Source organism: Acidithiobacillus concretivorus (assembly GCF_018853445.1).
Classification (GTDB): Bacteria; Pseudomonadota; Gammaproteobacteria; order Acidithiobacillales; family Acidithiobacillaceae; genus Acidithiobacillus; species Acidithiobacillus concretivorus.
Genome location: NZ_JABELD010000004.1, coordinates 1 through 3,839 on the forward strand (window position 1 = coordinate 1; position 3,839 = coordinate 3,839).

Consider the following 3,839-nt stretch of genomic DNA (forward strand, 5'->3'; position numbering starts at 1 on the left):
ATGGGGGTGTAAGCCCAAACCCTCGAAAATTTTGTTTGGCCTCGTAATTCCCTATTCCAAGAGCAAATCGGCCACCAACGCATCGAGATCGACCGCCTTGCCCTCGCCCCGGAACGTGTAGTGGCCGCCCATGTGGATGTGCCGCCATGCCACGGGCGATATCTTCTTGATCAGGGACAGGACTCTGTGGCTTGGGTTGGCTCCATACTTGGCGAGTAGCCGTGACAGGATGGCGGAGTTGTAATAGATAATCGCGTTGGCAACCAGCCGGGCGCACTGGTTGCTTATTTCAACCTCGATATCCGTCCTGCCAGTCAGTTCCTTCTTGCCTCCGACTTGGGCTATCGCCGAGCGCATCTGGTGGTAGGACTCGATTCGGTTCTGGGAGCGGTGGATGTTGCGCTGTAACTGGGGATCGCGGGCGTAGCGCAAGGTGTAGGTACTGCGGATCAACTTGTCAAACTCGAATAGCGCATAGCGTGTCGGATTTGGCTGCGTGTAGGTGCATAGTTTCCGGATTAATGTGCCCTGGCTCATCTCCTTGAGACCCAGGGTCGCCACGATCTGGTCGATGTTGGATTTCTCGTTGATGACGGCTTGAAGGTCAATCTGCCCAGTCGGCTGGATAAGGAATTTTTCGTACCGCGCGGGATCACCGGCGCAGTAGATTTGCTGTATCTGTTCGTGAAGCCTGGTGAGGCGCGGTTCGAAACGCAAGCCGAAGCAATGCAGGATGGCAAAATTAGCCTTGTTAATGCTGTGCATGTCGCCGGTGATCACCGTCGGTACGATATCCGAGGTGTTGTGGTACCAGAGATCGAAAACATGGTGGCCCTCAAGCTCGTGCGCGCCGATCAGCCAGCCCTGAAGCGGAACATGGTTGCACAGCAGGGTGTAGGCGACGACACCTTTGCCCCGGCCGAAATATTTGCGGGAAAACCGCGCTTTCACCGTCGGCCGTTCGACCCCGAATTTCTGTCCATCGACGCTACCGTAGAGCGCCTCCAAGCCAAAGGAATAGTGTGGAAAAATGGCAAGGTCTGCGGTGGCATTGCTGATGACATCATTGGCCGCCTGCAAGCTGGCCAGCCGCAGGTACTGCAGATACGTCGCATCCAGAACGTGATAGGGAATATCGCTGGTCTGCGCCATGGTGAGATTGCCATGATTCATTGCCTGGGCCATGATGACTGCCATCAGGCTGTCGGTATCGGCAACCTGCTTGGCGTAGCGCGGCTGCAGCGGCGTTAGTGCCGACAGAAAATGGCATTGCTCATTAACAAATCGAAGAACATCGGCGATATCGCGAAACGACAGCTTGCCGTAAAAAGCATCCTGTTTCGCTTCGTCGTCTCCGACCTTGGGCCGCCGCCAGACCAGCGTCTTGGTCTGGCTGTCATACTCCAGATTTTTCAGTTTTCCCTGGCGCAGGTCTTTGTCGAACGCCAGCCACAGGCGGTGCAGTTCCTCCGTCAAGGCATTGATCTGGGTCTCAATGGGCTGCCGCAGCCAGGGAATATCCAGTTGGCCGAGGGCGGCCGCTTTTTCCTCCAGGGAAACCAGTTCATCGCTGAGGCAGCGGTGCTGGACGCTGTCGTCCAGGTAGACTTCGCCTGACTTGCAGCGTTTCCTAATTTGCCGGTACACCCAAAACTCGTAGCGATCAGCACGAACGCCTGATGCATTGCCTTTCACATCAAATTCGAGCAGATAGGGGCGCAGGCGTTTGGGAATCGTTGCTGCCGGGCATTCGCTAAGTGGTCGCTGCGCCAGTCGCTGTTGTTTGGAGAAAACCCCCTTCATCCAACCCAGTGCCACCAGCCACGGGTTGTCTGGCACTGTGCTGGAAAAATTGAGCGTCACGTACAGTGAGCGCAGGTGGTGTCGGGCACGTTCCGCCAGCTCTTCCACGATCTGCCAGCGCAATTCCAGTTTATTTACCGGTGCCCCGCACAAGCGCTGGCCAGTGAGACGCAATTCGTCTTTGGGCATGATGGTAAAGGCGCTCTCGCGGATTGAACCGAAGGGCGTGGTATCAGCCAGGTTGTCGTCAACATACATCAGCAGCAAACGGCCAACACCAGGCGACTCCTGTCGCCTGGTGGACTGTAGTAGAAAGAATCGCTTTTTCGCCCGGATTTTAGTTTCGTCCTCAAGTTGCTTCATGTGGTAGTCCATCGCATCCATCAGGTTGTCGGTAAGCTGGCGGTAGCGCTGCCATGCGAAGCACAGTAGGTACAGGTAGGTTTGTTTCGGGCGCAGACGGCGCAAATCATAAATCGTGTAAAAATTGGCAAGGCTCGCGTAGTAATTCAGGTTTTGCCGAGAAATTGACAGGATGGGCAACATCGCTTTCGCCGTCTGATAAAGAGGTTCCAGCAAGGTGCGCTTCTTCCGCTCCGACACCATCTGGCGGTAGCCAAAATCCTTGGCATCCTGCTTTAGGGCGGCCAATCCCAACAAAGTGTCATCGTGCACCAGGAGTTGCTGCAACGCCTCCTTGGCAGGTTCATCCAGCAAATTGTCCAATAGGTCACTCAGGCGATTGCGCTCTGTAGTCAGTGTGTCGCTGATGAGTGTCTGCAGGGTCGTGTGTCCCGGTCTGACAATCTTCTGTTCGTGGAGAAAGGCAACCAGTTCGGCGACAATAAAGCCGGGGGTGACGTCGCGATGTACGACTTGCGCCGCACGCTCGGCCAGCAACAGCAGAAATTCAGCAGACCACGGACGATAGTCGAATAGGCCCAAGATCGCGGTGCGCTGCACATAATGCTCGTACTCGGTCACTGGCTGCGGAGCAAACGCCTGACCATGGAAGTAGCGGGTCAGGATAAAGGCGCAGTCCTCTTCCGTTTCTTCCCAGAAAAACGAGAAGAAGGCATATTTGGCTTTGAAATACCCGATCTGCAAGGCGCAATGGACCTGGGCATGAAGACTTTGCCGACTCATCACAAGCCCGAGTTCGCATTCGCTGAAGCTGAGGTACTGCTGCCGCTGACCGTCATCGAAGTCGGGGAGCCCGTATAGGGCGAATCGTTCCGCGTCGGATAATATGGTCAGTCTTTTGTTGTTTTCTGTCATTTTTACTATACATTCTGTATATGCCAAAACGAGCGTTAATATAGCACCACGGCAAGCATGTGAAATAGATTGAAAAATACATACAAGACGTATTACTTTACGGCCTAATTGATGTTAAGACACAACGAGGCTGTTTTCATGGGTAAAATTGTCGCCTATTTGCGCGCATCCACCGACAAGCAGGACCTGAGTCACCAGAAGCTGGAGATACTGGAGTTTGCCCGGAAACGGGAGCTGCGCGTCGACGACTTTATGGAAGTCACAGTCTCATCGCGCAAGACCAGCAAGCAGCGGCGTATCGACGATCTGGTCCAGATGCTGGGCGAAACGGACACCCTCATCGTGACCGAGCTAAGCCGGCTGGGCCGCAGCACGGCCGAAGTGATCTCACTGGTGAATGCCCTGGCGAAGCGCAATATCCGCGTGATCACCATCAAGCAGAACCTCGATATCTCCCAGCAGGACATGAACTCCAAGATTGTCCTCACCCTGTTCTCGCTGTTTGCCGAACTGGAGCGGGATCTGATTGGCATGCGCACAAAGGAAGCGCTGGCGGCCAAGAAGGCACAGGGCAAACAGCTTGGGAAGCCCAAGGGCACGCTGCAGAAGAGTAAGTTCGACAAGGATGTGGAGCGGATCAAGGAGCTGCTGGGTTATGGACTGTCGGTGCGCAAGATCGCCACGCTCCTGGGCCAAACCAGCCACATCGCTCTGAATACCTATATCAACAAGCGGGGGCTTCAGCCGACGCCGAAGGT

General features: G+C 55.0%; 2 protein-coding genes. One reads left to right on the forward strand and one right to left on the reverse strand.

Going from position 1 to position 3,839, the window contains the following annotated elements; translation table 11 throughout:
* Positions 1–51 precede the first annotated feature (51 nt).
* On the reverse strand, positions 52–3,081 hold the full coding sequence (locus HJG40_RS01025; protein WP_031575371.1) for a Tn3 family transposase: 3,030 nt from the start codon (positions 3,079–3,081) through the stop codon (positions 52–54).
* Positions 3,082–3,219: 138 nt separating this feature from the next.
* On the opposite strand from HJG40_RS01025, the gene HJG40_RS01030 reads away from it, so the two are divergent.
* Positions 3,220–3,839, forward strand: a 620-nt coding sequence (locus tag HJG40_RS01030; RefSeq protein WP_031575368.1) for a recombinase family protein, incomplete at its 3' end; no start/stop codon positions are given.

Coding starts and splice junctions, on each gene's coding strand:
- HJG40_RS01025 (WP_031575371.1), bottom strand. CDS start 3,081: ATGACAGAAAACAACAAAAGACTGACCATATTATCCGACGCGGAACGA.